Origin of the sequence: Mesorhizobium sp. WSM4306, assembly GCF_007003975.1 — a bacterium.
Lineage (GTDB): Bacteria > Pseudomonadota > Alphaproteobacteria > Rhizobiales > Rhizobiaceae > Mesorhizobium.
The window spans coordinates 1-24,300 of the sequence record NZ_VFTC01000004.1 but is presented as its reverse complement, the minus strand read 5'-3'; the positions used below and the strand labels follow the sequence as shown (position 1 = coordinate 24,300).

The following is a 24,300-nucleotide window of genomic DNA, read 5'->3' as shown; positions in this document are numbered from 1 at the left end:
TTGCGTCAACTGTGTCTGCTGATCTCGCGCCGGTAAACGATCTGGCAGGAGGCCTACGACGCCCTCCGGCCTAACGCCAGTCAGAAACCCCGCCGATCACACGGTGGGCTTTTTGGTTTTTGTTTCGGTGAAATCCCCGGCCGCGCGGTCACGACAAAATTGCCGGATGCCTGGAACATCCCTACACCGAAGAAATTGGTTTGTTGCACTGGCCCACTCAGTGCATCCCCATGACAAGCCTTGCCCGCTGGCTTCGGTCAGCGGGCTTTTTGTATCTTAGCGGAACCTAAAATAGACCGGCTCGTTGCAGCAATAGCCGGTCAAAGTCCCCTCGACCGGCATCTACTAGGAGCCCGTCACCTTAGCCCTGAGGGTGGCGGGCTTTTGCGTTGAGGTAGACAAGGTGTTGCTAATATACAGCACCCACAGCATCTCTAGCAGCGTCGCGCGGAACCGCTTCCGTCGGCCACCCGTTAGCGTCAAAATGACTGTGACATGCGAGGTGGTGAAGATGGACAAGCCGCAAGACACAAGAACCATCGAATTGTGCTGTCTTCTAGCCGTGCCGGTATCATTGCTGCTCACTGTGTTATTCGCTGGGATGGTCCTTACCTGAAGACCGGCGTTCTGTTGGCATCAAACGCCAACCGAAAATCTACGCCGTCTTGTCGACCATCCACATCGGCGCTACATAGCTGATCACAAGCCGCACCACATCAGGCGATAGTGTCACGGTTCGGCCAAGGCTCAGATGCGCCGTCACGCTGTCGAAACCGGCGCGGCTGACCTCGCCGGTCAGTTCCACAGGATCGTTTGCCTTGGCCTTCGGCGGCGCCGGAATTGAATGCGCGTGATTGTAGCTCGGGATCGCAAACGCTCGTCCGAATCTTGGTGATGGTCGCCGAGATCGAGACCTCGTCGCCGATGCTAAATTCCCTGCCCATGGGCATGATTCTGGAGCGGTGGTCGGCTTAGTCAAGCATCAGCTAATATGGAGAGATCCCGGCGGCAGCCCGCTGCGGCGTAGCCCCAGACCGATCGCGAAGCCCAAGAGGAAGTTCGATCATCTTCGCGACGAACGTGCTGTAGCGGCTCCCTTGCTGCTCTGAGCGGCTTTCAAGGCGCTGGCGAGATCATCGAAACCATGCCGCATGCCGGTTGCGAAGAAGGTCCAGGAGCGCATCACATGTCTTTTGGCCGCCGCCAGCCATCAGTAAGATTTTCTCATACCAAAGGGCATTTGCGCTGTGGCTAATATAGGCACATGAGGAGCGCCGGCCCGGTTGCGACCCCGCAGCCGGGCCGCCCCATTTCGGGTGCTGAAAGTGATCATGGCCGGCGAGTACCTAGACCATTTGTTGGAGTGCCCCTATTGCGGCACGATCCGGCTCCAGATTCCCAGAGGCGCTCAACCTTCAACGCCAATCAGGTGTGCCGATTGCGGGCAATATCTTGGCACATGGGATGAACTTCAGAGCGATTTTGAGCGGCAAGGCGGAAACAGCGGCGTGTTCCGCATTGAAAAGGGGCGCATCCAGAAGCTCGAGTAACAAGCAAAACGCAGCGGCTCATTGGGCGGGCGCCAGGACGCGCGCGGCGCTTCGGCGGGAGCGGCTTGACGATTTCAGCGAATGAGAAACAGGGCGGCCGGGCAGTTTGGCGGGGGAGCCAATACGGCCGGGCCTAAAACCCGGGGGACAAAGCTACGAGCGGCACCGGTTGTCGGAAGAATATACGCGACTGCTAATTTAATCGGAACACATCCTTAAGAACGAATGGGGGTAACCCGCGCTGGCTGGCCGGCGATTACAAGCGGGACAGGCCGGCATTTCTCTAACCTGGGGTTAGAGTGCTACAATCGAGGAATGAGCAAAAAACCCGCGTTCATTGTGTATCCCCCGCCTGTGAATGGTTTTCCGTTCCTGGCCGTCATACTCAAGCCAGACGGCACAGCTACTGCCCGCCCTTTCAATACCGCAGAAGAAGCATCACTCTTCAACAAGGAGGCGGCAACGGCGCTGGGGTACGGCATCAAACATTAACAGTCTGGGCTACGCCGTCTGAAACTCCGCATTGGAACAAATCGGCTCCGCTGAAATTCTCTCAAGATGAGCAAGCGCGCCCGCAGGTTCCTTGAAAGCTGGATCCACGACAACCTTCCAGCAAGTCCGTCAGCAGACCCCGGGCTGATCGGCGATCTGGCGGATCGAGCGGCAGAAGATGCCGCCGAAGTAGGTATACCTGATGAGGAGATCCGCGAGGAGGCACAGAGCCTGTTTGCCATCATGGCAGAGGCGCTTGCGAACAAAGGGCTTCCTCCCTCACGATGAGCACACGCGGCACCAACTTCATTCATCAATGGATCGGTGACAATCTCGATGAAATCGGCGACGCCGACGAAACCACCATTGCCGAAATGGTCATGAAGCTCTTCGCTGATGCGCAAGTGATTGGTATCAGTGAGGTGGAATTGGAAGAGGACATGCGCCCACGAGGTAATCCGCGAAGCTCTAACGGCGCGACCGAATGAGACACCAGAATAGCGCGCGTTGGCCCTGCCGCACTGGAAGCAAGAGGCAGGAACGCATAGCCCGGCAGCGCCTGCTAGCGAAAAGCGAAAACCCTATTTTGCAGACGCGCGCCACAAACGTCTTGCGTTCGCCCTGCTTCCGGTGAGGGCGAGATCTAAATCTGCCGCTCGCGGCTGACCTAATGCGGGTCTTCACCCAAATGGCCGACGCGATATTGCCCGGTGAGACAACAGTAAAACCCGCGGAGGGACCCGCGTGGATTAACTAGCGCGCTCCACGGCCGCATGATCATCATCGAGACCTTCGAACGATCGAGGCAGCCGCGCGGACCACCGGGCACAACCGCGACGAACGGGGAGAGCGCTCCCTGACCCAAGCATGGCATCATCCAGCACTCAGCCGCAGGCTATCGGCCTCCGGCACCGGATCCACGCGTGTCCAGGGGGATCATCAACGCCGACAGAGCCGCGCCCAGCCGCGTGCCGGGCCGGCAACATCGCGTGAAGGCGCAACGAAGCGACCTGTCCACATCCATCCCCGTGCTTCCTAGCAGCGGTCGCGCCATCGCCCACACCAGCCGCATACCGAAATCCCCATAGCCGCTGCCCGTGGCCCGCGGGTTCCTTCCTCGGGGACTTTCGTACGCCTGCCGGCGCCCGAAACTCTTCACGCCAGCGAAATGGCACCTTCTGGCTAGGTCGTCCCAGAACCGGACCGTCTGCTTCCGGCCCGCCGTTCTGGAGCATGTCTCCGAACGTTCGCAAACGAGGTTAGCTACAGTCGACTGTTTGGCGTCACGGGAGCATGCGGAACGATACGGGAAGATTTCTGATTTTGGCCCACGAAAGCCAACAAAATCAACGATTTTGATACGCCCTCCGGGCCGGCCAATTTCATTTTTGGACAAGAGGGGCGTTCAACTCCGCGGCGGAAAGAAGCAGGCTCGCGCGCAGAGTCGACATTGCATGAGGATGTCACTATATAGCTGCGGCTTCGACCGCGTACCTCTGGTTGCGCCCACGAAGCAGCAGTAGATGTGCTACGTATTGTGATACCTATTGTGATACAAATCGGTCTTCGTAACCGGAAAAAAGCAAATAGAAACAGTAGCATAGGGTCGCAAGCGATCCCAGCCAACGGTACCACTCTATCAAACAATCAGAACGTGCTCCTTGAACCCTTCCCTTCCTTCGGCTTTGTGGACCTCGGGCAAGATCGGCTTGCCGGGCGAAGCCGACTCGGTTCGAATGCGAGCATGCATCCTTTATCGGGTGCGGACGTTTACGATTACCAACCGGCATAGCCGCCAGGGAAAAGCAGTATGAGTGAACATGCGATCGAGTTCTTGCGCGGGTGGATTGGTGAAAAGGTCCATTGCCAGCACTCGCCGGTAAAGATCGAGGAGCAGGCCGAGACCCTGGCCAAGGAATGCGCCGCCAAGGCGGCCGAGGTCGGCATCCCGCTGGAGGATATCCAGGAAGAAGTCGGCGACATCCAGGAGCTGATCGCCTCGCGGCTCGAAGAGGCGGCCGAGGCCGACCAGAGCAACCCGACCAAACCGTCCGAGTGACATTATCAGGCCCTGCCAGACGAGCCGGGCTTTCGCTCTTTGCCTGCGCAATTCCGGACGGAAAACCGTTCACACTTTTCCTGGAATTGCTCTAGCCAAACCGATCCTTTAGCCATGCTTTCGGCAGCGCCGGCACGAAATTGCCATCGCGCCCGCTCATATCCTCATTGGCGACCATCGCATTGAGGATCGCCTCTTCCACACCCTGCACCACCGCATCGAAGAACGGGTCGATATCGACGTCCGGAATGTAAGCGGCGCTGGCTGTCTGTCCTGACGGCGCAAGTGCTGCTTGCGGATTGGCCGTCGTGAAGGCCAGAAAGATGTCGCCCGAACTGTGGTAGCCGAAGCCGCCGGTCATCGCGATGCCGAGCGGCACACGCCTGGCCAGCCGCTTCATCTGATGCGGCAGGAACGGAGCGTCGGTGGCGACGATGGCGATGATCGAACCCTTCTCGGCGCGCGGCGTGCCTTCGCGGACCGCCGGCTCCACCAGATCAGGTCCGACGCGCGCGCCGCGCAGCGTGAAATTGTGCCGCTTGCCGAAATTCGCCTGCACGAACACGCCGACCGTATGCCTAATGCCCTGCCATTCGACGATGCGCGACGCCGTGCCCGAGCCGGCCTTGAAGCCGAAGGCGATCATGCCCGTGCCGCCGCCGACGCTGCCTTCCTCGATGGCTCCGCCGGTGGCACCGTCGAGCGCGGCTTCGACATGTTCGAAGCCGACATGATGGCCGTTGATATCGTTGAGGAAACCGTCATAGGTTTCCGCCGCCACCGGCAGCCCCCAACCACTGTCGAGTGCAGCCGGCAGCACCCGTTGCATCCAGCGCAGCGTGCCGTCGCGGGTGACGCCGCAGGAATGCGTGTTGGTCATGGTGACCGGCAGGTTGAAGGCGCCGACCTCCTCGATGATATGCGAGCCCGTCAGCTCGCCATTGCCGTTCTGGCTGAACACGCCGGCAAACACCGGCGTGGCGAGCTCCGCCAACGGTCGCGGCAGGATGGCGGTGACGCCTGTGCGCACCGGTCCTGTGCCGACATCGAGCGGCCCATCGCCTGAAATCAGCGTCGCATAGCCGACGCTCACGCCGGGCACGTCGGTGATGGCATTGAAGCGGCCCGGCATGCCGTCAAAGGCAATGCCGAAAGTACGGGCGCGCGGTTTGCCGGCCGGCGTTTGAAGATGCGGGTCGTGTCCGGTCATACCGTCCTCTAGAGCAATCCCAGGAAAAGTGTGAGACGGTTTTCCCGGAGAAAGTGCGCAGCACCTTCCCTTGGGAATTGCGTCAAGACAAACAGATAGAGCGGTTCGTCGTTTCTGAGAAACGATGAACTGCTCTAGAATAGCGAGCCCTGATTGCCCGGTTCTTTTGGTTTGCTGGGAGTCGTCTTGGTGGCCGTGGGCTTGCTGGCAAGTGGTGTGGCCGCCGGTTTGGCGACTGCCTCCGGCTGCCCCGTACTGCCGGTCGCAACCGCATCCGTGGTGCCGTCGGCGAACTCGATTTGTAGGGCTGCTCCAGGCGCTATATCCGCCGCCAGCTTGATCACCACGCCTTCGGCGTCCTTCACCAGCGCGAAGCCACGCGCCAGCACTGCTTTGTGCGATAGCGTTGCGAGCAAGCGGTCGGCCTGGGTCAATTGTCCGCGCAGCCGATCCAGTCGTCGCGACACCGCCTGATCCTGACGGCGCGTCAGTGCGGCCAAGGCGTCCGCCTGCAATTTCTGCCGCCTGGCGATCGGCGCCGGCGACAGCCGCTTTGATGTGCGCGAAAACCGGGTGCGCCGTTCGCGCACGATCCCGAAAAATGCCGCTTGCGCCCGCGCCAGGTCGCGTCCGGTCAGCGTGCGTGCCTCGTTGATGCGTCGCGACAGGGTGGCCGGCGTCAGCCGCTGGCCCTGCAGCTTGGTCCGCTTGCGCTCTATGCTGACCGACAGCGCCCGGCCGAGCCGGCTGGTCGCCTCGTCCAGGCGCCGGCGCGGCAGCGCCAGCAACTGGTCGGGCGAGGGGAGCGCGCGGGCGGCTGCACGCGAGGCCTGCCGCTTGCGTTCGAAATTGCGCAAGGTGGCCGCTTTGAGCCGCGCGCCAAGACTGGCAAGCGTTGCTTCGAGGTCCGCTTTCACCGGCACCGCGATCTCCGCGGCACCCGTCGGCGTCGGCGCCCGCATGTCGGCGACAAGGTCAATCAGCGTCCAGTCGGTCTCATGGCCGACGGCCGAAATCACCGGGATGCGCGAGGCGGCGACCGCGCGCGCCAGACCTTCATCGTTGAATCCCCAGAGGTCTTCCAGGCTGCCGCCGCCGCGCGCCACGATCAGAAGGTCGGGCTGGGCGATGGCGCCATCCCAGGCCAGCGCGTTGAAGCCGTTGACGGCGGCGGTCACTTCGGCTCCCGCCGTCTCGCCCTGAACGCGCACCGGCCAGACCAGCACATGCAGCGGAAAGCGGTCCTTGATGCGGTGGATGATGTCGCGGATCACCGATCCGGTCGGCGAGGTAACGACGCCGATGGTGCACGGCATGAACGGCAGTCGCCGCTTGCGACCGGCGTCGAACAACCCTTCGGCCTGCAGCCGCCGCTTGCGCTCTTCCAAAAGCGCCATCAGCGCGCCGGCGCCGGCCGGCTCGAGATTATCGATGACGATCTGGTAGTTGGATTTGCCGGGATAGGTGGTGAGCTTGCCGGTGGCGATCACCTCCATCCCCTCTTCGGGGCGGAATTTCAGCCGGCTCATCGTGCCTTTCCAGACCACCGCATCGAGCCGCGCGCGGTCGTCTTTCAGCGTGAAATAGGCATGGCCGGAAGAGTGCGGCCCGCGATAGCCGGAGATTTCGCCGCGCACCCGCACATGGCCGAAGACATCCTCGACCGTGCGCTTCAGCGCGCCGGAAATCTCGCTCACCGTGTATTCGGTGGCATTTGTGCGTGATTCGGATGCTGCGTCGCTCATCGGCCGATTGAGCGGCTGTTGTCGCTCCGCGTCAAGATTCCATAACTTGATCTCAAGCCCGATTGATTTTGCCGCGCCCGCGCACAACGCAGTCCGTTGACGTTCCAGGTCACACGGTCGCGTCGCCTGATCCGCCCTACCAGCCCGGCAGGATCTGGTTCGGCTTGGTCCGCTTCATCTTGGCGAAGGCGAGCGCTGCAAAATCGAAGCTTCCCGCCTCTTCGCCGAACGGCACGGAAATGTTGTCGAGGCTTTCCGAGATGTGCCGTGCCAGCGCGTCGACAATCTCCGGCCGCGAGGTCTGGCCGCGCATGATGCCGATGCGGCAATCGGGCAGCGCGCCAAAGCCGTCGGCTTCGCCCAGCACCCGCATGCCGGGTCGCAGCGCGCATTCCGGCAGCACCGAGATTGCGAGCCCCGACAGCACCGCGGCGGTGATGACGGTTGCCGAGAAGCTGGTGAACAGGATGCGATAGTCGCGGTTCTGCCGGTCGAGCACATCGACGGCGGCGCGCCGCCAGATGCAATTCGGCCGGCCGAAGGCCATTGGCAGCACTTCCTGTTCATGCGTGGCATGGTTGGCCGAGGTCACCCACAAAAGTGGTTCGCGCCGCACCACTTCCGACTGGCCGCGCGTGTCGTTGTGCGTCACCAGCGCCAAATCGAGATTGCCCCGCTTGATATGCTCGACCAGCCCGGGCGTCGGCTCGCAGATGACGGTCAGCTCGACACGTGGATTGGAGCGCGTGAAGCGGGCCATGATCTCGGGCAGGAAGCGGTCGGCATAGTCGTCGGGCGTGCCGATGCGGATCGTGCCTTCGAGCCGCCGGTCGTCGAAGGCGGCCAGCGTCTCGCGGTTGAGATAGAGCAAGCGCCGTGCATAGGAGAGCAGCTTGTCGCCTTCCTCGGTCAGCCTGTTGGTGCGGCCGTCCTTTTCGAACAGCGGCTTGCCGATCCGCTCTTCAAGCCGGCGCATCTGCATCGACACCGCCGACTGCGTGCGCAGCACTTCCTCGGCGGCGCGGGTGAAGCTGCCGGTGTCGGCGATTGAGATGAAGGTCTGCAGCTGGTCGAGATCGAGTGGCGCTTTCATCGGTCCAATCCATCACTAGCGTTGATGCTAAAGATTAGAAACATTCGTTGGATTAATCAATTGCCGCGTGTCAAATTCCTGACGTTCACATGAATGCACTGCATGTCGCCCAAAAGTGGACCCCGGTTTTGGGACAACGACATGCACCACTTGAAGTGAATCGAGACCGGAATGGCGCTTCTCCCAAGCACTGTTTGCCCGGCTTCGTCCGCTCGACTCCGAAGGAGACTGACATGACCACGATCGATTTCGCCACCGAGACCTCGCGCATTACCACGCGTCCGGCCGTTGCGACGCGCGTGGCCAACGCTCTTCTCAACGCCTACCAGGCCTGGAAAAATCGCCGCGCCTTCTATCGCCTTGGCGAGATGTCGGACGCCGAACTCGCCGATATCGGCCTGACGCGCGCCGACCTCCATGTCGCCATCGATGTGCCGTTCGGCGCCGATCCGACCGTGAAGCTGCGTGCGATCACGAGTGATCGTGCCGATACGATCGAAAATCTTGCCCGCAAGGTTGCTTGATAACAGGCGTTTTGTTTCGGTCGCCGTGAACCTTTTTCAGGCTCGCGGCAACCAAGGACTATCGCAGGCTCCCCACTCCCTGCCGGATCCCCGCCGGCCAGCCTGCACACTGGCCCGGTCCCTCCCAGGACCGGGCTTTTCTTTTAGGTGTATTGATATTCAGGTGATGCCGGCCTGCAAATGCCGCGTTGCTGCGCTTCCGGTGCTCACGTACCCGAAAGTACGCTCCGCTCCGGTTCTCGCAACGCGCCATTTTCGGCGCAGCCTGACCTGAATCTCAATACACCTAAAGTCAGCGCCCAACTACCGCCGGTCCATGTCCCGCTTGAACTGGTCGAAGATCGTTTCCACGCCCTTCTGATACTCGTCGCGCTGTTGGGCGCCGGTCTCGAACATCTTGCCGAAAATATCGTCGAACGGATTCCGTGGCCTGCCGCTCGGATTGGCCTGAGGTTGCGGCGCCTGGCGCTGCTTCGCCTGGGGCTGCTGCGACGCCGGCTGTCCGCTTGGCTGCCCACCGGGTAGACCGAAGCCGCCGCCACCACCTTGCCGCAGCATCTCTTCGAAAATCTTGCCCAGCGGATTGTCGCCGTAAGGGCTCTGAGTCTGTTGCGGTTGCGTTGGCTGCGCACGGCCTTGCGGCTGTTGTGCCGCGCCACCGCCGAACATGTCCTGCAGCACCTTGCCGAGCGGATTGTCGCCATAGGGGTTGGGCGCCTGCTGCGGCTGGCTTTGCGGCTGTTGCGCGCCGCCGCCGAACATGTCCTGCAGCACCTTGCCGAGCGGGTTCTCGCCGTAAGGATTGGGAGCCTGCTGCGGCGCCGGTTGCGCGCCGCCGCCGGCCTGCCGCATCATCTGTTCGATGATCTCGCCGAGCGGATTGCTGCCACCGCCGAAGCCGCCGGCGGCCTGCATCTGATTTGTCGTCTGCTTGAACAGCCCACCCATCACCATCGAGGCGATGGCCGGCAGCATCTGCTGCAGGACCTGCTGGCTGACGCCGGTCGCCTGCGCGGCCTGGCTAGCCACGGCGCGCGATAGCTCCTTCGAGCCGAACAGATGACCCAGAATGCCATTGCCCTCATTGACGCCTTGCGGCGAGAAAGCCCTGGTCGCGTCCTCGAAATATTTGGCGTGCTGGCCGCTCGCCATCGCCGTCATGAAGGCGCCGAGCCCATAGGGGTCGGCCGTGTTGCGCTGCAGCCCCTGCGAAAAGGCCGGCAGCAGTGCGGCGACCGCAGCTTGCGTCTGCTGCATGGAAAGCCCGTACTGCTGGGCAAGCGCCTGCATGCCGTTGCCGTTCTGGGCCTGCGCCAATATGTCGAACAAGGAAGGCATCGGTCTCTCCTCCAAGGGTCCGGCGGAAGCCTAGCCCGTTTCCCGCTTTGATTGAAGAGGCAGCGCGATGACGTGATCAAGCCATAACGTCAGGCGTCAACAATCGGGTTCTTGGCATCGCCAGCGGGCTTCTCGGCGAAACGCGCCTTGCCTTGGCTTCTCAAACGATGCGAGAAGGGCCGGAGGGACAAATAACTCGCCGATCGGAGTCGGCCTTGCGTCGCGACTATTTTGCCGGAAAGACCTTTTCCCATGACTGGGCATCCATGCATATCCCGAAATGGGAGCGGTTGTTCAAGGGCATCATCAGAAAGCAGGTCGAAATACTTGAGATAGGGTCGTTCGAGGGCCTGTCGGCGGTATTCTTCCTCACCTTCTTTAAACGGTCGACAATCACGTGCGTCGACACATTCGCCGGCAGTGTCGAGCACCTCAGCGATGGCTCGCAATATGAAGCCGATATGGATTTCGTTGAAGCAAGGTTCGATCGGAATCTTGCCCCCTTCGGAGCCAGGCTGGAAAAGCGCAAGGGGCTGTCGATTGAAATCCTGCCCAAGCTTCGTCGCGAAGGCCGCGCTTTCGGGCTGGTCTATGTCGACGGCGACCATCATGCCGCGAACTGTTTTGCCGATGCGTCGCTGGCCTGGCAGATGCTGGAGACGGATGGCGTGATGATCCTGGACGACTATCGGTGGATGCCGGATCGGCCGGCCGGGGATCGTCCCCGAGCAGGTATCGACGCGTTTCTCGGATCAATAGAGGGTCAGTTCGAAGAGGTGCATCGAAGCTATCAGATCATCGTCCGCAAAACGCGGCCGCAAGCTCTTTCCGTTGAGAAGGCGATGGCTGGCAAACCTGCCAAGTCGAACCCCCTTGCCCGTCTCCATGCGGCGCTTGGAAAACTTGCGACCGGCAAGCGCTAGCCCGCCACAACAGGCCTAGTACGCATATTCCATGAACACCGGCTCGATCGAGCCGCCCCAGCGCGTGTGGTAGGCCGACAGCATTTCCTCGGCGCTGGTGGTGCCGCGCGCCACGACTTCGTCCAGCGTATTGAGGAACGAGGTCTCGTCATAGCCGTCGCGGTTTTTCTTGCCGCGGTTCTTCAGGCCCATGCGCGAAATGACCAGTACGTCGCGGGCGATGTCGCGCAGCGTCGTGTTGCGGAACGGCGCAGAAATGCCTTGTTCCGGAACCGCATTGCGCATCGCCAGCGTTTCTTCATAGGTCCAGCTCGAGGTCAGCGCCTCGGCGGCGTCAAGCGCTGCCTCGTCATAGAGCAGCCCGACCCAGAAGGCTGGCAGCGCGCAGATGCGCCGCCACGGTCCGCCATCGGCACCGCGCATTTCGAGGAAGCGCTTCAGCCGCACATCGGGGAACAAGGTCGACAGATGGTTCGCCCAGTCGCCCATCGTCGGCAGTCCGTCGGGCACCTCATTGCGGGCAGCACCCGCCATGAACTGGCGGAACGTGACGTGCGTCATGTCGTGATAGTGGCCGTCGCGGATGACGAAGTACATCGGCACGTCGAGCGCCCATTCGACATAGTCGGCGAAGCCGAACTCCGGCGAGAAGCAGAATTCGAGCAGGCCCGAACGCTGGTTGTCGGTGTCGCGCCAGATGTCGCCGCGCCAGCTTTGCAGGCCGTTCGGCCGGCTGTCGGTGAAGGGCGAGTTGGCAAACAGCGCCGTCGACAGCGGCTGCAGCTTCAGCGACACCTGCATCTTGCGGCGCATGTCCGTCTCGCTCTCGAAGTCGAGATTCACCTGGATCGTGCAGGTGCGGTACATCATGTCGAGGCCCTTGGTGCCGACCTTCGGCATGTAGCGCGTCATGATCTCGTAGCGCGATTTCGGCATCTTCGGCGTCTCGGCCAGCGACCATTTCGGGCTGCCGCCGAGGCCGAGGAAGCGGATGCCCATCGGCTCGGCAATCTCGCGCACCTGCGCCAGATGCGCATTGCCCTCGCGGCAGGTCTGGTGGATGGACTCCAGCGGTGCGCCGGACAGCTCGAACTGGCCGCCGGGCTCCAGCGAGATCGCGCCCTGGCCGGTCGGCTCGACCAGACCGATGATGCGGCCGGCATCCATGATCGGATCCCAGCCGAGCCTTTGCTGCATGCCTTCGAGGATGGCGCGGATGCCGCGCTCGCCGCCATAGGGCACAGGCGCGTTGCCATCGACATAGAACGGGAACTTCTCGTGCTCGGTGCCGATCCGCCACTTGTCGCGCGGCTTGTTGCCTTCGGCCAGATGCTCGACGAGTTCGTCGAAGTCTTCGATCGGCCGGAAATCGGTTGTGTCGCGCGCCATGGGGCCCCCTCTGCGGCTCTCGGAGCCCGCCGGCGCTAAATGGACGAAATGTCAGCAGCCGATCAAGCAAAAAATCCTGAGCCACAGGACAACAGGAATTGAATGTGACTGCCTTGCCCGTCCCTTGCAATAGGCGAAGTCTCACCAGTCTCCGAGCGTTGCTTGCATCACGGCAAGCGCCGCAACCGCCGCCGTGTCGGCCCGCAGGATGCGTGGGCCGAGCGGGATGGCGGTGACGAAGGGGAGGGCCCGCAGCATCTTGCGTTCGTCATCAGAAAAGCCGCCTTCCGGTCCGACCAGCAGCCCAAGCTTCTTTTCCCTGATCGCCTGCAATGCCGGCAGCGGATTGTTGGTCGAGGCGTCCTCGTCGCAGAAGATCAGCCGACGCGCCTTGTTCCAGCCGGAGAGCAGGCGCTCGAACTTTTCGGCCTCGCGCACCTCCGGCACCGCCAGTATGCCGCATTGCTCGGCCGCCTCGACGACATTGGCGCGCAGCCGGTCGATGGAGGGCTTTGCCACTTGCGTGTGCTGGGTGATCACCGGCTGCAGGATGCCTGCGCCCATCTCCACCGCCTTTTGCACGAGATAGTCGAGCCGCCCCTGCTTCAGCGGTGCGAAGCAGTAGATCAGATCGGGCAGCGGCGGTTGTGGCCGCTGCTGGCTGAGCACTTTCAGCCGCACCGCCTTCTTCGATTTCGCGGCGATGGCCGCCGACCACTCGCCGTCGCGGCCGTTGAAGACCAGGATCTCAGCACCTTCACCGAGCCGCAGCACATGCATGAGATAATGGCTCGGCTGCTGGCTGGCATCAAATTCGATACCTGCCGCGAGATCGTCCGGCACAAACAGCCGCTGCATCTTGTAATTGGCGCGCATCGCCGAGGAATGGGCGAGGTAGTGCCTGGCGTCAAGCCTCGGCGGAAGGATGCCACACAGGTTCAAAGCCCTGCCGCAACACCGAAACGGTTGTCGCCGGTGTCAGCAGGTGAACCTGTCGACCGGCAAAGCTCGCAAACCCTACCGCACCACCGTAACCCGCGAACGACCAACGCAGTGTCTTGCCGCCGCGCAACGCATAGGCGGTGCCGGCATCCGCGATCATCGCTCCGTCCGGCAATCCGGCCAAATCTTCCGCCTTGATCGCCGGTGGCTTGCCGCCCGAAGCCAGCCGCTCCTTGTGCAACTTCTTGTCGACCATCGGCGCGCGCGGCTCCGTTACACCGAAGGCGTTGCCGAAACGGCCGACAAAATCCGTGGCCCGCTCACGCCGGCAGTAGAAACAAGGACGGTGCCCGGCGGCCAGCGCCGTCACCTCGTCGAGGAAGAACAGCTCGGTCCAGCCGGCCTTGCCACCCGGCCGATTACGGCCCATCGGCTCGCGCCGCACATTGCGGAACTGGCACACGCAGATGATCCAGGCCTGAAGCGCCCAGCGCTTGTTCAGCAGCGTCTTGGTCTGCGGGTCGTGGATGATGCCGCGATTGCCGGTGAACAGGCCGCGCTCCGGTACAGCATGGATGGCGCCGAACGGATCGACCCGGTTTTGCAGTGGCATAGCTCTCTCCCGAATGCGCATCTTGGCTGCGATGCCGGCGACATGATATCGCTCGTCGCGTCATTTCATGTCAGCAAGGTTTTCCATGCGGGTTTTGGTGGTCCAGAATTTCGACAATGAGGGCCTTGGCCAGATTGGCGCGGCGCTGACCGAAGCCGGCGCCGATATCGACCTGCGCAAGCCTTATCGCGGCGACACCTTGCCTGGGACCAGCAACGACCATGATGCCATCGTCGTGCTTGGTGGCGCCCAGAATGCTCTTGATGACGAGATCTGCCCGTACTTCCCGGCATTGGTCGACCTGACGCGTGATTTTGCCGACAAAGATCGCTCGGTGCTTGGCATTTGCCTTGGCAGCCAACTTCTGGCGCGGGCTTTCGGCGGCAAAAATCAAATCGGCGGTGCCACCGAATTCGGCTGGCACAAGGTTTCGCTGACGCCGGCCGCCAAGTCCGACCCTGTGCTTGCGGCGCTGCCTCAGAGTTTTCCGATCTTCGAGTGGCACGACGACACGTTCGGCTTGCCGGAAAACGCTGTGCGGCTTGCCGGCAGCGCGATGGTGGAAAACCAGGCCTTCCGCCTGGGCCGTGCCGCCTATGGCTTCCAGTTCCATTTTGAGGCCGATACGCCGATGGTGCGCGACTGGAGCGCATCTTTCGCGCCGCTCATCGCTGAGCGGCACCCCCACTGGCAAGACCGTCTCGACGGCGAGATCATCCGAAATGGTCCCGACGCCGATGCCGCCGGCCTCGCCATTGCCCGCGCCTGGGTGGCGACGATCTAAGCCCGATGGGCGCCGCCGTTGCATAATTGGCACGCAGCGGCAAATGCGTCCGGGACAACCTCTTTCATCCTTGGTTTGTGGCCGAATGCCATCCTACAAGGCGCGCGCTCTGCATCGGCAATGCAACCGCGATGAACCTTCTGTGTGATCCGCGCGACACACCGCCGATACAGAATCGACCTACAAGCGCGAAATCGTCGAAACTTTGAGACGAATTCTCCGTTTCAACGCATTGGTAACCGCCTCGTGCCCAGATGCAGGAAGCTCAACTAGAGATGACGTCCGTGAAAGCAGCGCTTCTGTCCTTTGTCATGCTGTCTGCCATCGTGCTGTGCGGTCTCGGCATTTATTCCGCCGATGCAGCCAACAACCATCAAGCCGTCGACGGCTACGGCGTCACCGCCGCCCTTCGCTAAAACCCTTTTCCCTGCACCGTCAGGATACGCTTGTCCGCGCCGTCTACGGCGAGCGCGGTGAGCATGCCGGACTGCCAGGCGAGCGTGTCGACATTGACGCGGTTGGGCATAACCTCGGCCTCCGCCACCGGCGTATGGCCATGCACGATCACCTTTGGGTAAAGCCCTGGATGGTTGTGGAAAGCGTCGCGAATCCAGATGAGATCCTGCGGGTTCTGGCTCTCCAGTGGCACATCCGGCCTGATGCCGGCATGGCAGAAGAAGAAATCGCCGAAGCTTGTTGAAAACGTCAGCGACCGCAGGAAGTCGACATGGGCTTGCGGCACGGCCTTAACCAGCTCGGCGTGCCCCCGCTGCACCGCCTCTGCCTTGCCGAACCAGCGTGCGTCTCCAATCAGGTCAACGCCATAGGATTGTGCCGTCTGCACACCGCCATAGCGCATGAACAGACCGTCCGGGTCGGGTTCGTCGAGAAAATCGAGGAAGCCGATATCGTGGTTGCCGGCCAGCATCAGGTTGCGCGGATCGCGTTTTTGCGCCTCGATCAGGAAATCGATGACGCCCTTGGAGTCTGGCCCGCGGTCGACATAGTCGCCGAGGTGGATGGTCCGCCAGTCGGCGGTCGGCTTGTATTCGAACTCGCTCTCGATCCGGCGGTGCATGGCTGCGAGCAAGTCGAGCCGGCCATGCACGTCGCCGATCGCATAAAGGCGCATGTCGTCCGGCGCGCGCGCGTCGAGGTAATGGATGCCGGTCTCGGTCAAGGCTGGCGTCGTCTCCGTGATCCCAGCGAAGCTAGGGCCAATCGGTGAACAAACTCTAGATCAGGATGACGTTTCGTTGAATCGTCATCCTGATCTAACTTTTTGTTGGAGCATGATCTTTTCTCGAAAACCCGTTCCCATTTTTCGGGATCGTGCTCTAGCGCCGCAGCTGGTCCTTGCCCATGTCGGTCACCAGGCGCTTGCCGCACAACGCCAGCGTGATGTCCATCTCCTTGCGGATGATGTCCAGCGCCAAGGTCACCCCTTCCTTGCCCATCGCGCCCAACCCGTACAGGAAGGGACGGCCGATATAGGTGCCCTTGGCGCCGAGGCACAGCGCCTTCAGCACGTCCTGGCCCGAGCGGATGCCGCCATCCATATGCACCTCTATTCTGTCGCCGACGGCGTCGGCGATTTCTTCCAGCGCCATGATCGAGGACGATGCGCCGTCGAGTTGGCGCCCGCCATGGTTGGAGACGACGATCGCGTCGGCGCCGGTATCGACCGCCATCAGCGCGTCCTCCTTGTCGAGAATGCCTTTCAGGACCAGCTTGCCGCCCCAGCGCTCCTTGATCCAGGCGACATCCTTCCACGATAGGTGCGGGTCGAACTGCTCTGTCGTCCACGACGCCAACGAAGCGACGTCACCAACGCCCTTGGCATGGCCGACAATGTTGCGAAAGGTGCGGCGCTTGGTTCCGGCAATGCCCATCAGCCAGCGCGGGCGCATGGCGATGTTGGCAATGTTGGCCAGCGTCATCTTGGGCGGCGCCGACAGCCCGTTGCGGACATCCTTGTGGCGCTGCCCCAGGATCTGCAGGTCGAGCGTCAGCACCAGCGCCGAGCATTTCGCTGCCTTCGCCCGGTCGATCAGATCGAGAACGAAATCCTTGTCGCGCAGGACGTAGAGCTGGAACCAGAACGGTTTTTTGGTCACCGAGGCGACATCCTCGATCGAGCAGATGCTCATCGTCGACAGCGTGAACGGTACGCCGAATTCTTCCGCCGCCTGCGCCGCCAGCATTTCGCCATCCGCATGCTGCATGCCGGTCAGCCCGGTCGGGGCAAGCGCCACCGGCATCGCCACCTTCTCGCCGATCATGGTCGATTCCAGCGAACGGTTGCTCATGTCGACCAGCACGCGCTGGCGGAACTTGATCTTGCCGAAATCCTCCTCATTGGCGCGGTAGGTGCTCTCGGTCCAGGCGCCGGAATCGGCATAGTCGAAGAACATCTTCGGCACCCGCCGGCGCGCCAGGTCCTTGAGGTCGGCAATGGTGAGGATGTCGCTCATGGTGGTGCCTTGCTACCCTGTTATCTTCGCGCCGTCCCCGGCGTCGGAGCGCTGCTTGAGCCTGAGCCGCGACACGCGCTGCCAGTCGCCGCTGCGCTCGGCCTCGAGCATCGAGCGTTCGACATAGGAGATGTGGTCCATCGCCGCGTGGCGGGCGGCTGCCGGATCGCCGGCCTTGATGGCCTTGTAGATTGCCCGATGCTGGGCCAGCAGCGCCTCACGCGCGCCGGGCACGGTGAACACCAGAAGCCGGTTCTGGAACACGCCTTCCGACAAAAGCCGGTAGCAGGAGCGTAGCGTGTGCAACAGGATGATGTTGTGCGCGCATTCGCACACCGCATGGTGGAACTCGACATCGATTTCGGCCTCGTCGTCGAAATCGCCGGTGCGGTGCGCCTCGTCCATGCGCGCCATGATACGGTCGAGCAGCGCAATGTCGTCCGCTGTGGCGCGCCGCGCTGCATACTCGGCCGCGACGCCTTCGATTTCGCGGCGGTATTCCAGATAGTCGGTCACCGCTTTGCGGTGCATGGAGATCAGGTCGGTCACCGGCCTGGTGAAAAGCTGGCCGATGACATCGGCGACATGGGTACCGCCGCCGGCCTTTGTGGTCAAAAGCCCGCGCCCTTCCAGCGCCTTCAGCGCGTCGCGCAGGATCGGCCGCGACACGTCGAACTGACGCGCCAGTTCGCGCTCGCCGGGCAGCCGGTCGCCGGTGCGCAGCACGCCTTCGAGGATCAGGCTTTCGATCTGCTGCACCACCTCGTCGGCGGTGCGCGAATGCTCGATCCTGGAAAAAATATCGCTCAACGGAGGCGCCTGGAAAATCCTGTCTTGGGGTGCGCAGATTAGAGCCAGTGTCGCGAACTGGTCAAATTATTTATCCAATTCGTTCAGCGTAGTCGTTTTCCGCGCGGCGCCGGCGAAATCGCTTCGGCTAAATTTTGCTGTTTACGCGCTCCATCGATTGTCCCAAGACGGCGCGATAACACGAAGGGTCGAGAACAGGGGGACCAGCCGTGTCGGACGAGACGTCCAATCTCGAATTCCAGCCGCGCGCCCAAGGCAGCGTGATGGGCTTTCCCGCGCATGAGGGACGGCCCGGCGCGCTTGGCGAGGTTCATGCCCGGCCGCATCCGCTGATCGAGAAGCCGCGTGTGCTGGTGCAGCTTGCCTTCATGACCGAAGGCGGCTCCGGCGTCGACATGGCCGTGCTCTCGGAACTGTCGCGGCGCCTCGGCATCGCAGCGCCCGACCGTCACGCCCGTCACCACGCCATGAAGTGGGGCAAGGGAACGCTGCGCTGGGAGCGGCACACCGAATTCTCCACCTATCTGTGGGAAGGGCCGCTTGCCGAAAACGGCAGGGCGCAGGAGGATTCTCCGTTCGGCAACGGATTTTCGCCGCCTGGAACGGTCATTTCCGGCATCCGCCTCGACATCCGCAAATGGACGCAGGCGAGCGAGAAGCTGATCGCCGGCTTCGACCCGACGAGCCTGTGCTATTCGCTGGTCGAGCGCGGCAACGCGGCCATCGTCACTGATTTTCGCCAGGACGGCGACGGCATGACCCGCATCCTGGTTCTGGACCGCGGCCTGACGCCCGCCCGCACCGGCGCGCTGTCGCAGCGCCTGATCGACGTCGAAACTTATCGCACGCTTGCCATGCTCGGCTTGCCGCTGGCGCTGACGCTGTCCGGCCGCGCCCGCCGCATCGAGGACAGGCTGGCGCAGACTACGCTGGAGATGAAGGTGGCCGAGACTCGCGACAGCCAGACGCTGCTCGCCGATTTGACCGAGCTTGCCGCCGAACTGGAAGCCGATGCCGCCTCCAGCCTTTATCGCTTCGGCGCCAGCCGCGCCTATGACGGCATCGTTGTCGAGCGGCTGGAAGCGCTTGAGGAAGAGGCGGTGCCCGGCTACGACACATGGGGCGGCTTCCTGCAGCGCCGCGTAGCACCCGCCATGCGCACCTGCCGCTCGGTCGAGGAGCGCCAGGCCAATCTGTCGCGAAAACTCACCCGTGCCACGACGCTGCTGCGCACCTGGGTCGATGTCGAGGTCGAAAAGCAGAACCGCGATTTGCTGGCCTCGATGAACAATCGCGCCCGCCTGCAATTGCGGCTGCAGCAGACGGTCGAAGGCCTCTCTGTCGCCGCCGTCTCCTACTATGTCGTCGGCCTGATCTCCTATCTCGCCAAGGGCGCCTCGATCTTCGGCCATGCCTTTGCGCCGGAGTTGGTCACTGCCGCGTCGGTGCCGGTTGCCATCCTGCTTGTCTGGTGGGGTGTGCGCCGCGTGAGGCGCATGCATTCAGAGCCGGCGAAACATCCGGGGGAATAATCTCCCCCCTTGAGGGGGAGATGTCGCCGAAGGCGACAGAGGGGGTCGTCTCGCGTGGGGGCGTCAGCCTCGCCCGCGGCAAGAGACGACGTCGGCGATCTACGCGAGACGACCCCCTCCGGCCGCTTCGCGGCCACCTCCCCCTCAAGGGGGGAGGGCAAACGCAGCGGCAGATTGCCGCTGCGGAAGCTCGCCGCCGGACCTTGTCGCGCGCTCGACCAAAGCAGGATTTGCAACAAGCGCCGACGGCTGGTAAAAGATTTTTACCAGTCACGCGGAGGACGTTGCCGATGTCCGGCCTTGTCATGCCCAAGCCAGACGACGCCACGCTGCGCCGGCGCACAGAGATCGTTGCCGACATGCGCATCATCGTGCCGGGCGAGGGCGTCGTCGACGCCACCAACGAAATGCGTGCCTTCGAAAGCGACGGCCTCACCGCCTACCGGCAATTGCCGCTGGTCGTGGTGCTGCCGGAAACTGTGGCGCAGGTGTCGCGGGTGCTGAAATACTGCAACGACCGCAACATTCGCGTCGTGCCGCGAGGCTCCGGCACCTCACTGTCCGGCGGCGCGCTGCCGGTCGAAGATGCGGTGCTGCTGGTCATGAGCCGTTTCAACCGTATCCTCGCGATCGACTATCCCGACCGCGTTGTCGTCGCTCAGCCCGGCGTCACCAATCTCGGCATCACCACTGCCGTCGAGCAGGAGGGGTTTTACTACGCCCCCGATCCATCCTCCCAGATCGCCTGCTCGATCGGCGGCAATGTTGCGGAGAATTCCGGCGGCGTGCACTGCCTGAAATACGGCCTCACCGCCAACAATGTGCTTGGCATCGAGATGGTGCTGATGAACGGCGAGGTGGTGCGCCTCGGCGGCAATCATCTGGACTCGGAAGGCTACGACCTGCTCGGCGTCATGACCGGCTCCGAAGGCTTGCTCGGTGTCGTCACCGAAGTCACCGTGCGCATCCTGAAAAAGCCAGAGACGGCACGCGCGCTGCTGATCGGCTTTCCGACCAGCGAGCAGGGCGGCCAGTGCGTTGCCGACATCATCGGCGCCGGCATCATCCCGGGCGGCATGGAAATGATGGACCGCCCGGCGATCCATGCGGCGGAGGACTTCGTCCATGCCGGCTACCCCCTCGATGTCGAGGCGCTGCTCATCGTCGAGCTAGACGGCCCGGGCGTCGAGGTCGACCATTTGATCGGCCTGGTCGAGGCGATCGCCTACAAGAACGGCTCCACCACCTGCCGCATTTCGCAGTCGGAGCAGGAGCGGCTGAGCTTCTGGGCGGGCCGCAAGGCGGCTTTCCCCGCGGTCGGCCGCATCTCGCCCGACTATTACTGCATGGACGGCACCATCCCGCGCAAGGAACTGCCGCGGGTGCTCGCTGGCATGCGCGAACTGTCGGAGAAATACGGGCTCGGCGTCGCCAACGTCTTCCACGCCGGCGACGGCAACCTGCATCCGCTGATCCTCTACGACGCCAATGTGCCGGGCGAACTCGACAAGGCCGAAAGCTTCGGCGCCGACATATTGCGGCTCTGCGTCAAGGTCGGCGGCGTCTTGACCGGTGAGCACGGCGTCGGCGTCGAAAAGCGCGACCTGATGCCGGAGATGTTCAACCAGATCGACCTCGACCAGCAAATGCGCGTCAAATGCGCCTTCGACCCCAACCATCTGCTCAACCCGGGAAAAGTCTTCCCGCAGTTGCGTCGCTGCGCGGAATTGGGGCGCATGCATGTGCATCGCGGGCAGGTGGCATTTCAGGATATTCCGAGGTTTTGATGGGGTTAGAATTTCGCACGTCGGTGATCCTTCGCGCCCCCCTCTGTCCTGCCGGACATCTCCCCCACAAGGGGGGAGATCAGCTGTCATCTCGGCCTTCGCAAATCTTCGACGCAAGAGAGGCGCGGTCGGAGAAGCTGCCAATCTCCCCCCTTGTGGGGGAGATGTCCGGCAGGACAGAGGGGGGCGCGAAGGAACGCGACGTCTCTGCACTCGCAAGTGGCGCGTCGCACCCATGACCACCTTCACTCCCACCTCGTCCACCGAAGCCCTCTCCACCGTGCAATGGGCAGCCGCCGAGGAATCGCCGCTGGAAACCGTCGGCCACGGTTCCAAGCGCGGCATCGGCCGTCCGCAGCAGAGCGAGCATATGCTCGACCTGTCGAAGCTCGCAGGCGTCACGCTTTACGAACCGGCTGAGCTGGTGCTGTCGGCGAAAGCCGGCACGCCGCTCTCCGAGATCGAAAGGCTGCTTGCACACAACGGTCAGCAGCTTGCCTTCGAGCCGATGGATTACGGTCCGTTGCTCGGCGGCGCGCCGGGCAAAGGCACGATCGGCGGGGTGCTTGCCGCGAATCTGTCCGGCCCGCGCCGGCTGAAGGCGGGTGCCGCGCGTGACCACATCCTGGGTATCAATGCCGTTGCGGGGCGCGGCGAAGCCTTCAAATCCGGCGGCCGCGTCGTCAAGAATGTCACCGGCTACGATCTGTCGAAGCTGATGGCCAACAGCTGGGGCACGCTCGCCGTGTTCACCGACGTCACCTTCAAGGTGCTGCCGGCGGCTGAGACCGAGGTCACGCTCGCCATCCGTGGTCTGCTCGACGATGCGGCGGTCGCCGCCATGGCGCTTGCGCTTGGCTCCAGCGCCGAAGTGTCGAGCGCCGCCCATCTGCCCGAACGCATCGCCGCGCGCGTTGCCGGCGGCAGTCTTGGCGCTGACGCCGCGACGCTGCTGCGCGTCGAAGGGTTTGGCCCTTCGGTCGCCTATCGTATCGAGGCGCTGAAGACCCTGTTGAAAAACGCCGGCCCGTTGCAGGAGATTGCGGGCGAAGCCTCATATGCAGTCTGGCACGACGTCAGGGATTGCGCGCCATTCGCCGATGGCACTGAAAAGCCGGTATGGCGCGTCTCCATGGCGCCGTCGCAGGCACATCAGATGGTGCTGACACTGCGCATGCAGATTGGCGTCAGCGCCTTCTACGACTGGCAGGGCGGGCTGGTCTGGCTGCGCATGGAGGAGGGCGATCCCGAGGCCGGCCTGCTGCGCGGGCTGATCCGAAAGCATGGCGGCGGCCATGCGACGCTGGTGCGCGCCGCCCCTTCGCATCGCGCCGCCGTGTCGGTGTTCGAGCCGCAGGCGCCGCATCTGGCGGCGCTGTCGGCCAGGCTCAAGGCCGAGTTCGATCCCAAGGCCATCCTCAACCCCGGCCGCATGGCCTAGGACGAGAAAAGAGATGCAAACCAATTTCTCCCTTGCCCAGCTGGCTGATCCACATGTCGCGGAATCGGAAAAGATCCTGCGCAAATGCGTGCATTGCGGCTTCTGCACCGCCACCTGCCCGACCTATGTCACGCTCGGCAACGAGCTCGATTCACCGCGCGGGCGCATTTACCTGATCAAGGACATGCTGGAGAACGGCCGCCCGGCCGACAAGGAGATCGTCACCCATATCGACCGCTGCCTGTCTTGCCTGGCCTGCATGACAACCTGTCCGTCAGGCGTGAACTATATGCATCTGGTCGACCATGCCCGCGCTCACATCGAGGAAACCTACAAGCGGCCGCTGCTCGATCGGCTGACCCGCGCCATGCTGGCCTTCGTGCTGCCCTATCCCGCGCGTTTTCGCGCCGCACTGAAACTGGCGAAATTGGGCAAGCCGTTCATTGGCCTCTTCGAAAAGCTGCCGGCGCTGAGACCGCTCGGTGCGATGCTGAAGCTGGCGCCGGCCTCGATCCCGGCGGCCTCGCCTATGGCCTCTCCGGGTGGTGTCTATGCCGGCAAGGGGGCGAAGAAAGGCCGCGTCGCCATCCTCACCGGCTGCGCCCAATCGGTGCTCGATCCCGCCATCAACGAGACGACGATCGCGCTGCTGACCAGGCTTGGCGTCGAGGTCGTGGTGCCGCAGGGCGAGACCTGCTGCGGCGCGCTGGTCCATCACATGGGTCGTGAGGAAGCAGCACTCGCCTCGGCAAAGCAGAATGTCGACGCTTGGACGCGCGCCATCGACCAGGGCGGGCTCGATGCCATCGTCATCACCGCGTCGGGCTGCGGCACTACCATCAAGGATTACGGCTTCATGCTGCGCCTCGACCCGGCCTATGCCGACAAGGCCGCACGCGTCTCAACACTGGCCAGGGACATCACCGAATACCTCTCGGGCCTCGACCTGCCGGAGCCGGTGCGCAAGCCGGGCACCGTTGTCGCCTATCACTCGGCCTGTTCGATGCAACACGGCCAGAAGATCACCCGCCAGCCGAAGGAACTGCTCGCCAAGGCCGGCTTCGTCGTGCGCGAGCCACGCGAAGGCCATCTGTGCTGTGGCTCCGCCGGCACCTACAACATCCTGCAGCCGGAGATCTCGGCAAAGCTGCGCGACCGCAAGGTGAAAAACATCGAGGCGACCGGCGCCGAGATCGTCGCCACCGGCAACATAGGCTGCATCACCCAGATCGCGTCCGCCGCCAAGCTGCCGGTGGTGCACACGATCAAGCTGCTGGACTGGGCCTATGGCGGGCCGAAGCCGGAGGGCGTTTCAGAGGCGGAGTCGGTTGCTGCGGAGTGATGCTTAATTTAGGCTTCGTGGCCAAGGCCGCTGTTTCAAGTTTCGAACTCGCCCCATAATCCTTCCGAGCGATGGCGCTGCCCCTCACCTGCCTGCCGGCATCCTCTCCCCGTATAGGGACGGGGAGAGGGGCGCTGCCATCGATGATTTCGCCAATTGCCAGCGTTGAAAGAGGGGGTTGTGTGCGTCAAGTTCTGCAAAAAGGGGCGGCCATGTCGCTGGTCATGCGGCTTGGCGCAGAGCGAGCTTCTT

The 24,300-nt window shown here is 62.9% G+C and carries 23 protein-coding genes; 12 read left to right on the top strand and 11 right to left on the bottom strand.

Translation table 11 applies throughout. The features are described 5' to 3' along the window. Window positions 1-655 precede the first annotated feature (655 nt). Window positions 656-805, bottom strand: a complete 150-nt coding sequence (locus tag FJV77_RS32235; protein WP_185970219.1) for a hypothetical protein — start codon at window positions 803-805, stop codon at window positions 656-658. 1,060 nt (window positions 806-1,865) lie between these two features. Here FJV77_RS32235 and FJV77_RS32230 point away from each other — a divergent pair. The 4 genes from FJV77_RS32230 (at window position 1,866) to FJV77_RS07210 (ending at window position 4,101) form a co-directional block, all read left to right on the top strand. After that, complete coding sequence (locus tag FJV77_RS32230) at window positions 1,866-2,042, top strand: hypothetical protein (RefSeq protein ID WP_185970218.1); 177 nt, start codon at window positions 1,866-1,868, stop codon at window positions 2,040-2,042. A gap of 66 nt (window positions 2,043-2,108) precedes the next feature. Next, the gene (locus FJV77_RS07225) at window positions 2,109-2,330 is read left to right on the top strand and encodes a DUF768 domain-containing protein (RefSeq protein WP_142866157.1); all 222 of its coding nucleotides are present in this window, start codon (window positions 2,109-2,111) and stop codon (window positions 2,328-2,330) included. Continuing rightward, entirely contained in the window at window positions 2,327-2,530 is a 204-nt protein-coding gene (locus tag FJV77_RS07220; RefSeq protein WP_142866156.1) for a DUF768 domain-containing protein, read from the top strand. The genes FJV77_RS07225 and FJV77_RS07220 overlap by 4 nt, the downstream gene beginning before the upstream one ends. Before the next feature lie 1,322 nt (window positions 2,531-3,852). Further along, window positions 3,853-4,101, top strand: coding sequence for a DUF768 domain-containing protein (locus tag FJV77_RS07210; protein WP_142866155.1), 249 nt, complete (start codon window positions 3,853-3,855; stop codon window positions 4,099-4,101). 91 nt (window positions 4,102-4,192) lie between these two features. Here FJV77_RS07210 and FJV77_RS07205 read toward each other — a convergent pair whose 3' ends face one another. The 3 genes from FJV77_RS07205 to FJV77_RS07195 all read right to left on the bottom strand — a co-directional run bounded on the left by FJV77_RS07205 (window position 4,193) and on the right by FJV77_RS07195 (window position 8,149). Then, the gene (locus tag FJV77_RS07205; protein ID WP_142866154.1) at window positions 4,193-5,311 is read right to left on the bottom strand and encodes a P1 family peptidase; all 1,119 of its coding nucleotides are present in this window, start codon (window positions 5,309-5,311) and stop codon (window positions 4,193-4,195) included. Window positions 5,312-5,445: 134 nt separating this feature from the next. Further along, window positions 5,446-7,056 carry an exodeoxyribonuclease VII large subunit gene (xseA, locus tag FJV77_RS07200; protein ID WP_142866153.1) on the bottom strand — a complete coding sequence of 537 codons (1,611 nt, stop codon included), beginning with the start codon at window positions 7,054-7,056 and terminating at the stop codon, window positions 5,446-5,448. Window positions 7,057-7,192: 136 nt separating this feature from the next. Continuing rightward, window positions 7,193-8,149 carry a LysR substrate-binding domain-containing protein gene (locus FJV77_RS07195; RefSeq protein ID WP_142866152.1) on the bottom strand — a complete coding sequence of 319 codons (957 nt, stop codon included), beginning with the start codon at window positions 8,147-8,149 and terminating at the stop codon, window positions 7,193-7,195. Between the two features lie 233 nt (window positions 8,150-8,382). On the opposite strand from FJV77_RS07195, the gene FJV77_RS07190 reads away from it, so the two are divergent. Next, window positions 8,383-8,673, top strand: coding sequence for a DUF1127 domain-containing protein (locus FJV77_RS07190; RefSeq protein WP_142866151.1), 291 nt, complete (start codon window positions 8,383-8,385; stop codon window positions 8,671-8,673). A 303-nt stretch (window positions 8,674-8,976) separates the two neighbouring features. Here the strand turns inward: FJV77_RS07190 and FJV77_RS07180 are convergent, their stop codons facing one another. After that, window positions 8,977-10,011: a DUF937 domain-containing protein gene (locus tag FJV77_RS07180; RefSeq protein WP_142866149.1), complete on the bottom strand. Its 1,035-nt coding sequence runs from the start codon at window positions 10,009-10,011 to the stop codon at window positions 8,977-8,979. Between the two features lie 215 nt (window positions 10,012-10,226). Here FJV77_RS07180 and FJV77_RS07175 point away from each other — a divergent pair, with 215 nt between their 5' ends. Next, window positions 10,227-10,934 (top strand): class I SAM-dependent methyltransferase, encoded by a 708-nt coding sequence (locus FJV77_RS07175; RefSeq protein ID WP_185970217.1) that lies wholly within the window; start codon window positions 10,227-10,229, stop codon window positions 10,932-10,934. A 15-nt stretch (window positions 10,935-10,949) separates the two neighbouring features. Here FJV77_RS07175 and FJV77_RS07170 read toward each other — a convergent pair whose 3' ends face one another. The 3 genes from FJV77_RS07170 to FJV77_RS07160 all read right to left on the bottom strand — a co-directional run bounded on the left by FJV77_RS07170 (window position 10,950) and on the right by FJV77_RS07160 (window position 13,878). Continuing rightward, complete coding sequence (locus FJV77_RS07170) at window positions 10,950-12,323, bottom strand: glutamate--cysteine ligase (protein WP_142866147.1); 1,374 nt, start codon at window positions 12,321-12,323, stop codon at window positions 10,950-10,952. Between the two features lie 141 nt (window positions 12,324-12,464). Continuing rightward, on the bottom strand, window positions 12,465-13,199 hold the full coding sequence (locus FJV77_RS07165; RefSeq protein WP_142866352.1) for a 16S rRNA (uracil(1498)-N(3))-methyltransferase: 735 nt from the start codon (window positions 13,197-13,199) through the stop codon (window positions 12,465-12,467). 31 nt (window positions 13,200-13,230) lie between these two features. After that, entirely contained in the window at window positions 13,231-13,878 is a 648-nt protein-coding gene (locus FJV77_RS07160) for a hypothetical protein (protein ID WP_142866146.1), read from the bottom strand. A gap of 85 nt (window positions 13,879-13,963) precedes the next feature. Between FJV77_RS07160 and FJV77_RS07155 the strand changes: the two genes are divergently transcribed. Together FJV77_RS07155 and FJV77_RS07150 are read left to right on the top strand one after the other, a co-directional pair. Beyond that, entirely contained in the window at window positions 13,964-14,662 is a 699-nt protein-coding gene (locus FJV77_RS07155) for a type 1 glutamine amidotransferase (RefSeq protein ID WP_142866145.1), read from the top strand. Between the two features lie 275 nt (window positions 14,663-14,937). Beyond that, the gene (locus tag FJV77_RS07150; protein ID WP_006206855.1) at window positions 14,938-15,078 is read left to right on the top strand and encodes a hypothetical protein; all 141 of its coding nucleotides are present in this window, start codon (window positions 14,938-14,940) and stop codon (window positions 15,076-15,078) included. Here FJV77_RS07150 and FJV77_RS07145 read toward each other — a convergent pair. From FJV77_RS07145 to FJV77_RS07135, 3 genes are all read right to left on the bottom strand, one after another. Further along, a complete protein-coding gene (locus FJV77_RS07145) occupies window positions 15,075-15,842 on the bottom strand; it encodes a metallophosphoesterase family protein (RefSeq protein WP_142866144.1) in 768 nt (255 codons plus the stop codon). The genes FJV77_RS07150 and FJV77_RS07145 overlap by 4 nt on opposite strands. A 157-nt stretch (window positions 15,843-15,999) precedes the next feature. Next, window positions 16,000-17,136 carry an alpha-hydroxy acid oxidase gene (locus FJV77_RS07140; protein WP_142866143.1) on the bottom strand — a complete coding sequence of 379 codons (1,137 nt, stop codon included), beginning with the start codon at window positions 17,134-17,136 and terminating at the stop codon, window positions 16,000-16,002. Window positions 17,137-17,148: 12 nt separating this feature from the next. After that, window positions 17,149-17,946, bottom strand: coding sequence for an FCD domain-containing protein (locus FJV77_RS07135; protein WP_142866142.1), 798 nt, complete (start codon window positions 17,944-17,946; stop codon window positions 17,149-17,151). Window positions 17,947-18,155: 209 nt separating this feature from the next. Between FJV77_RS07135 and FJV77_RS07130 the strand changes: the two genes are divergently transcribed. The 4 genes from FJV77_RS07130 (at window position 18,156) to glcF (ending at window position 24,048) form a co-directional block, all read left to right on the top strand. Continuing rightward, entirely contained in the window at window positions 18,156-19,478 is a 1,323-nt protein-coding gene (locus FJV77_RS07130) for a DUF3422 family protein (protein WP_142866141.1), read from the top strand. Between the two features lie 290 nt (window positions 19,479-19,768). Then, window positions 19,769-21,265, top strand: coding sequence for an FAD-linked oxidase C-terminal domain-containing protein (locus tag FJV77_RS07125; protein ID WP_142866140.1), 1,497 nt, complete (start codon window positions 19,769-19,771; stop codon window positions 21,263-21,265). 235 nt (window positions 21,266-21,500) lie between these two features. Further along, complete coding sequence (locus FJV77_RS07115) at window positions 21,501-22,706, top strand: FAD-binding protein (protein WP_142866139.1); 1,206 nt, start codon at window positions 21,501-21,503, stop codon at window positions 22,704-22,706. Window positions 22,707-22,719: 13 nt separating this feature from the next. Then, window positions 22,720-24,048, top strand: coding sequence for a glycolate oxidase subunit GlcF (gene glcF, locus FJV77_RS07110; RefSeq protein ID WP_142866138.1), 1,329 nt, complete (start codon window positions 22,720-22,722; stop codon window positions 24,046-24,048). Window positions 24,049-24,300: the final 252 nt, after the last annotated feature.

Coding starts and splice junctions, on each gene's coding strand:
- FJV77_RS07140 (WP_142866143.1), bottom strand. CDS start 17,136: ATGAGCGACATCCTCACCATTGCCGACCTCAAGGACCTGGCGCGCCGG.
- FJV77_RS32230 (WP_185970218.1), top strand. CDS start 1,866: ATGAGCAAAAAACCCGCGTTCATTGTGTATCCCCCGCCTGTGAATGGT.
- FJV77_RS07190 (WP_142866151.1), top strand. CDS start 8,383: ATGACCACGATCGATTTCGCCACCGAGACCTCGCGCATTACCACGCGT.
- FJV77_RS07170 (WP_142866147.1), bottom strand. CDS start 12,323: ATGGCGCGCGACACAACCGATTTCCGGCCGATCGAAGACTTCGACGAA.
- FJV77_RS07205 (WP_142866154.1), bottom strand. CDS start 5,311: ATGACCGGACACGACCCGCATCTTCAAACGCCGGCCGGCAAACCGCGC.
- glcF (WP_142866138.1), top strand. CDS start 22,720: ATGCAAACCAATTTCTCCCTTGCCCAGCTGGCTGATCCACATGTCGCG.
- xseA (WP_142866153.1), bottom strand. CDS start 7,056: ATGAGCGACGCAGCATCCGAATCACGCACAAATGCCACCGAATACACG.
- FJV77_RS07220 (WP_142866156.1), top strand. CDS start 2,327: ATGAGCACACGCGGCACCAACTTCATTCATCAATGGATCGGTGACAAT.
- FJV77_RS07160 (WP_142866146.1), bottom strand. CDS start 13,878: ATGCCACTGCAAAACCGGGTCGATCCGTTCGGCGCCATCCATGCTGTA.
- FJV77_RS07125 (WP_142866140.1), top strand. CDS start 19,769: ATGTCCGGCCTTGTCATGCCCAAGCCAGACGACGCCACGCTGCGCCGG.
- FJV77_RS07210 (WP_142866155.1), top strand. CDS start 3,853: ATGAGTGAACATGCGATCGAGTTCTTGCGCGGGTGGATTGGTGAAAAG.
- FJV77_RS07195 (WP_142866152.1), bottom strand. CDS start 8,149: ATGAAAGCGCCACTCGATCTCGACCAGCTGCAGACCTTCATCTCAATC.
- FJV77_RS07165 (WP_142866352.1), bottom strand. CDS start 13,199: ATGCGCGCCAATTACAAGATGCAGCGGCTGTTTGTGCCGGACGATCTC.
- FJV77_RS07115 (WP_142866139.1), top strand. CDS start 21,501: ATGACCACCTTCACTCCCACCTCGTCCACCGAAGCCCTCTCCACCGTG.
- FJV77_RS07225 (WP_142866157.1), top strand. CDS start 2,109: ATGAGCAAGCGCGCCCGCAGGTTCCTTGAAAGCTGGATCCACGACAAC.
- FJV77_RS07180 (WP_142866149.1), bottom strand. CDS start 10,011: ATGCCTTCCTTGTTCGACATATTGGCGCAGGCCCAGAACGGCAACGGC.
- FJV77_RS07155 (WP_142866145.1), top strand. CDS start 13,964: ATGCGGGTTTTGGTGGTCCAGAATTTCGACAATGAGGGCCTTGGCCAG.
- FJV77_RS07150 (WP_006206855.1), top strand. CDS start 14,938: ATGACGTCCGTGAAAGCAGCGCTTCTGTCCTTTGTCATGCTGTCTGCC.